Annotated in this window: 6 protein-coding genes; 2 read left to right on the top strand and 4 right to left on the bottom strand. The window is 38.4% G+C overall.

Going from position 1 to position 5,265, the window contains the following annotated elements:
* Nucleotides 1–141: 141 nt before the first annotated feature.
* Both PSN35_RS05825 and glmS read left to right on the top strand, forming a co-directional pair.
* Complete coding sequence (locus tag PSN35_RS05825; RefSeq protein WP_300030742.1) at nucleotides 142–615, top strand: transcription termination/antitermination NusG family protein; 474 nt, start codon at nucleotides 142–144, stop codon at nucleotides 613–615.
* 59 nt (nucleotides 616–674) lie between these two features.
* The gene (gene glmS / locus PSN35_RS05820) at nucleotides 675–2,528 is read left to right on the top strand and encodes a glutamine--fructose-6-phosphate transaminase (isomerizing) (RefSeq protein WP_300030739.1); all 1,854 of its coding nucleotides are present in this window, start codon (nucleotides 675–677) and stop codon (nucleotides 2,526–2,528) included.
* Between the two features lie 9 nt (nucleotides 2,529–2,537).
* On the opposite strand, the gene PSN35_RS05815 is transcribed toward glmS, so the two are convergent.
* The 4 genes from PSN35_RS05815 to PSN35_RS05800 all read right to left on the bottom strand — a co-directional run.
* Nucleotides 2,538–2,834 carry a type II toxin-antitoxin system RelE/ParE family toxin gene (locus tag PSN35_RS05815; protein ID WP_300030737.1) on the bottom strand — a complete coding sequence of 99 codons (297 nt, stop codon included), beginning with the start codon at nucleotides 2,832–2,834 and terminating at the stop codon, nucleotides 2,538–2,540.
* Between the two features lie 9 nt (nucleotides 2,835–2,843).
* Nucleotides 2,844–3,077, bottom strand: coding sequence for an addiction module antitoxin (locus tag PSN35_RS05810; RefSeq protein WP_300030748.1), 234 nt, complete (start codon nucleotides 3,075–3,077; stop codon nucleotides 2,844–2,846).
* Nucleotides 3,078–3,171: 94 nt separating this feature from the next.
* Nucleotides 3,172–4,029 carry a UTP--glucose-1-phosphate uridylyltransferase GalU gene (galU, locus tag PSN35_RS05805; protein ID WP_300030745.1) on the bottom strand — a complete coding sequence of 286 codons (858 nt, stop codon included), beginning with the start codon at nucleotides 4,027–4,029 and terminating at the stop codon, nucleotides 3,172–3,174.
* Between the two features lie 42 nt (nucleotides 4,030–4,071).
* On the bottom strand, nucleotides 4,072–5,265 hold a 1,194-nt coding region (locus PSN35_RS05800), incomplete at its 5' end, for a glucose-6-phosphate isomerase (RefSeq protein WP_300030735.1).

The raw sequence follows: 5,265 nt of genomic DNA, 5'->3' as shown, positions 1-5,265 counted from the left end.
ATCTGCAAATGAGTTTTGAGCCGTTCGTTTCCAGGACATTTTGAGTTTTATTGGTTATTTTATTGTAGTTTGTATTTTACTAGATTGGCATAATTTGGGTTGATTTATGCAAAGGTCTCTTTAAGTTTATCATGAGCTACTATGAAAAAATGGTACTTACTCAAAACCAAATCTCAACAAGAAGCGATTGTCGCACTTAATTTAGCCAATCAGGACTTTGAAGTGTTTCTCCCAAAAGCTGTAATTAAAAACAAAATCCAAGCGCTATTTCCAGGGTATTTATTCATTGAACTTGATGATAAAGCCCAAAATTGGACACCAATTCGATCTACCAAAGGGGTAGTCAACTTTGTTAGATTTGGCTTAAGTTTTGCCAAAGTTCCTAGTCAAATCATTAATCTGATTAGAATCCAACAACAGCAAACCATTGAAAAATTGATTAACATTTGCTCACATCAAAAAGGTGATGCGATTGAAATTCAAAGTGGTGCTTTTAAAGGTCAACAGGCTATTTTTCAAAACTATAGTGCTCAAGATCGAATTATTGTACTGCTTAAACTTATTGGTCAACAACAAGAGACAAGTCTAAAAGAAAAAGAAGTTGTTGCAGTCTAGACCACTAGCAACCATACAAAGTTTATAATTCCACCAAATCTTAACAATAAATAAATCTTATGTGTGGAATCGTTGGCGGTATTTGCAATAATAACATCACACCCATCCTTGTCGATGGATTAAAAAAACTTGAATACCGCGGCTATGACTCTGCTGGCGTAGTGGTTTTGTCAAAAGACAATCAGCTCAATCGCGCCAGAGCGGTCGGTAAAGTGGTCAACCTTGAAAATAACATCAAAGAAAAAACCGCACCACTAGTTGGCACGATTGGCATCGCTCATACTCGTTGGGCGACGCATGGTGAACCATCTTCTCGTAACGCACACCCACACATTTGCAACCATAGCGTCAGCGTTGTTCATAACGGTATTATTGAGAACTTCCTTGAATTAAAAGCTGAACAGCAAACACAAGGCTATAACTTCACCTCAGACACCGATACCGAGGTTATTGCTCACGCAATTCACAAAGAGCTGGAAACTTGCAATACGCTACTTGAAGCCACGCAAAAAGCCATTCAAACCTTTGAAGGCGCTTATGGCGTTGGTGTGATTTCACCCAAAGACCCGGGTCGTATTATTGCTGCGCGTAGTGGCTCACCCTTAGTGATTGGCGTAAGTGATAAAGGTAATTTTATTGCCTCGGATCAAATGGCATTGCTAGATATCACCAAAGATTTTATCTTTTTAGAAGAAGGTGACATTGCCGATATTACCCTCAACGAGGTCACCATTTATAACAAAGACGGCAAGCAGGTAGAGCGAGCAATTAAAACCTCAAAACTTAAAAGTGGTCAAACTTCTAAGCGTGGCTACGACCACTATATGCTTAAAGAAATTTTTGAACAGCCACAAGCCATTCGCGATACATTAGAATCTCGTGTCACTAAAGACACCGTACTATCATCTGCTTTTGGCCACAAGGCTAAAGATATTTTCAAAAACACCCAAAATATTCAAATTATCGCCTGTGGTACTAGCTATAACGCTGGATTAGTAGCCAAGTATTGGCTAGAAGATATTGCCAAAATCTCCACACATATTGAAGTGGCCAGTGAATATCGCTACCGTAATCCAATTATTTCAAACAACACTCTGTTCGTCACCATCTCTCAAAGTGGTGAAACAGCGGACACGCTAGAGGCACTTAAAGCCGTTAAAAAACGCAGTAAAGATAAAAATATTCATACACTGACAATCTGTAACTCGGCCGAGTCAAGTTTAACTCGAGAGTCAGAATTAACTTTTTTAACTCATGCCGGCCCTGAAATTGGCGTAGCTTCTACCAAAGCGTTTACCACTCAGTTAGTGTCATTGGCATTATTGTCAGTGGCTATCGGCAGGTGTCACAAGCAAGTCTCCAAACAGCAAGAAGCTAAGATTGTTGATGGGCTCAATCGCCTACCTGGATTGATTGCAATAACGCTTAAACAAGAAGATCAAATTAAAGAACTTGCTAAAACCTTTAGAGATAAGTTTAATGCGCTGTTTTTAGGGCGTGGTACTATGCATGCAATTGCTATGGAAGGCGCACTTAAGCTTAAAGAAATCTCATACATCCATGCCGAGGCCTATCCCGCAGGCGAACTTAAACATGGGCCAATTGCTTTAATTGATAAAGACACACCTGTAATTGCTATTGCGCCAAACGATCAGCTGCTTGACAAGCTTAAATCCAACCTTCAAGAAGTTAAATCACGTGGCTCGGAAATGATTATATTTGAAGATGAAGCTGCAGAAGTAGCGCCTATGAAAGGTATGACCATCGTGCCCACAACCACAGATCTTGGGCGCATCACTGCACCGATTATCTTTACCATTCCACTACAATTACTTAGCTACCATGTTGCTCTTGTCAAAGGCACTGATGTAGATCAACCGCGTAATTTGGCAAAATCAGTGACAGTTGAATAGATTATAAAACTACTTGGTAAATTGCTTTATTTGGTGCATGCGTTCATGCAGCACTGTCACAATACCAATATCGCCACTATTTAAATATTTCCAATAGACATAATGTTTTTCGTATCGAAAATAAAAACCATCAATGCCAAAATCCGCAGGTATTGGATGAGATATAACTAAATTATTGCCAATATTGTTAAAAGATTCAAACAAACCGTTGATGTAGGCCTTGGCTTGTTTTTCTCCCCAATTTCTTACTGTGTATCGATATATTTCATCTATTTTTAACGAAGCAGAATTTTGTACGTTAATCATACAATTTGCTTAACTGTTTCTGCTAAATATATCTTCAACACTTAATACTGAATAAGAAGAATCTGGGGCAGAGAAGGATAACGTCAATTCTGCCTTCAACCTTTCAAAAGCCTCTTTTTCAAATCGATTTTTATCATTACGAATCAGGCTACGTACATATTCGCTTATATTTTCATAAGAACCGTTTTTGTCAACATTGCTTGCAACAAAATCACTTAACTCACCACTTAGTCTGACTGTCATTGTAGTTTGAGACACATTAACCTTTAATCATTACTTTGTATTCATTATAATTAATATTAAATACAGAGTCAATATTCTAAGCCTTTAAAAGGAGCTAAATCAAGTCCTCTGATTTGGCAAAAGCATTAGTGGCTTCAACAAAGCCTTTAACATTGCCACAGTCGTATCTAGTACCTTCAAATTTATAAGCAATAACTTTACCTTGTTTGGCTAATGTCATCAGTGCATCAGTGATTTGAATCTCGCCGTTTTTATCTGGCGCTGTGTTTTCAAGCACCCCAAATATTTGTGGTGTCAAAATATAACGACCAATAATAGCAAGATTAGTGGGTGCTTCTTCTGGGGTTGGTTTTTCAACCATAGAGCTAACCTGATAAGCATTAGTAGAGCCTTCCAACAATTTACCGTCAATCACGCCGTATTTATCCACTTCGGTCATAGGCACTTCTTCAATAGCCACAATACAACAATCAGGATGCTGCACATAAAGAGCGGCCATTTGCTTAAGTACCGAATCGCCATTATTGGTACATAGATCATCCGGCAAGATAACTGCAAATGGCTCATCACCAATCAGTTGCTTGCCCGTGTAGATGGCATGACCAAGGCCAAGCATTTCTTGCTGCTCAATATAGCTAAAATCGCATTGTTCAGAAGCGTAGTTTACTTCATCAAGCAACGCCTCTTTAGCTGTACCTTTGATGCTAGCTTCAATATCAGTGTGCGGCTCAAAGTGGTTTTTAATCGCTTGCTTGTGTTTACTTGTTACCATAGCCATGGTTGTCATACCAGCACTCATTGCCTCTTCCACGCCGTATTGAATGAGTGGCTTAGTGAGGATGGGCAGCATTTCTTTTGGAATAGCTTTAGTGGCTGGTAAAAAACGCGTACCGTAGCCTGCCACAGGAAACAAGCACTTATTAATTTTAATGAATGATTCAAGACTAAACATTGATTTCATTAGACTTTCCTTTGATAGTTATATCGCAATAGTTTAGTTTTTCAAACTTTCTTTAAGAATAAGCTTGCCATCTTCAACCCCGGGCTGATCATAAGTATTAATTTGTAAAAACTGACCAATGGTAGAAACTATAAGCTGATAACTAAACATCAGCTTAGCGATATTATATTCATCCACAGTACGAATAGTAACCACATCACACGGAATATCCTTTTGCGCTTCTACCGATTTAATCGTGGCATCCGCCTGTTTATTAAGCAACTCATTAAAACTCAGTCCATTAACATAATTCAGGCCCAAATCTGTAAATTTATCATCGGCATCCGTCGGAATTGTGGCGTTGTCTTTGAGGTCACCCACCTTGATAAAGGTGACCGTTTTGTCACGCACACCATCCATAATCAGCTGCAAAAAACTATGCTGATCAACCGGGCCAACTAACGCTACTGGCGTCAATGCTTGGCGGGTATCATTAATATTTTTTTTGCCCAAAGATTCTGCCCAAAGCTGTACATACCACTTGTTAAAACTCTCAAGTGTTGATGAATAAGAAAACACCGCATTAATATTAAAGCGAGATTTATTTTCAACCAAAAATCGCGCCTTTCTAATAATAGGCTTGTAATAAGCGCCTTGCTCAAAAAAGCTATCTGATACACGCTTACAGCCATTAAGAAGATTGTCAATATCCACACCCACCATAGCCAAAGGCACCAAGCCCACCGCACTAAACACCGAAAAACGCCCACCAACATTTTCAGGCAAATCAAAGGTTTTAATATTATTGTTATTAGCAAACTGAGTTAGTTTGCTTTTAGTTTCTGAAACAATGGTACAGTTGCTGCTATTAATTTCAACCAACGAATTCAGATATTTAAACAAACTGATGGTTTCAATGGTATTGCCCGATTTAGAAATAACCACAAATTGGGTATCCTTTAGATCAACCTTTTTTAAACATTGTTTGATTTTAAGCGGATCAATGGTCTCTAGAAACAACAGATCTTTCGTGTAATTACTAGAAGGCAATAAAAACTCATAAATCGCTCGTGCACCCAAGCTAGAACCACCAATACCCAAAACAACAATGTGTTTTTTAGTTATGCTTTTGGCATAATCTTTAATTTCAGCTGTATTTTGATAGGGTAAATTGTAATAGCCAATGTCTTTACGCTCCGCCTCAAGCCGCTCAAAAATCTCTGCATTGGATTTTATTTGATAGAAATT

It is taken from the genome of Candidatus Thioglobus sp., from assembly GCF_028599055.1.
GTDB lineage: Bacteria > Pseudomonadota > Gammaproteobacteria > PS1 > Pseudothioglobaceae > Thioglobus_A.
The sequence above is the reverse complement of the archived record's forward strand: the minus strand, read 5'-3'. Positions and strand labels throughout refer to the sequence as shown.

Coding starts and splice junctions, on each gene's coding strand:
- PSN35_RS05825 (WP_300030742.1), top strand. CDS start 142: ATGAAAAAATGGTACTTACTCAAAACCAAATCTCAACAAGAAGCGATT.
- PSN35_RS05815 (WP_300030737.1), bottom strand. CDS start 2,834: ATGATTAACGTACAAAATTCTGCTTCGTTAAAAATAGATGAAATATAT.
- PSN35_RS05810 (WP_300030748.1), bottom strand. CDS start 3,077: ATGACAGTCAGACTAAGTGGTGAGTTAAGTGATTTTGTTGCAAGCAAT.
- glmS (WP_300030739.1), top strand. CDS start 675: ATGTGTGGAATCGTTGGCGGTATTTGCAATAATAACATCACACCCATC.
- galU (WP_300030745.1), bottom strand. CDS start 4,029: ATGTTTAGTCTTGAATCATTCATTAAAATTAATAAGTGCTTGTTTCCT.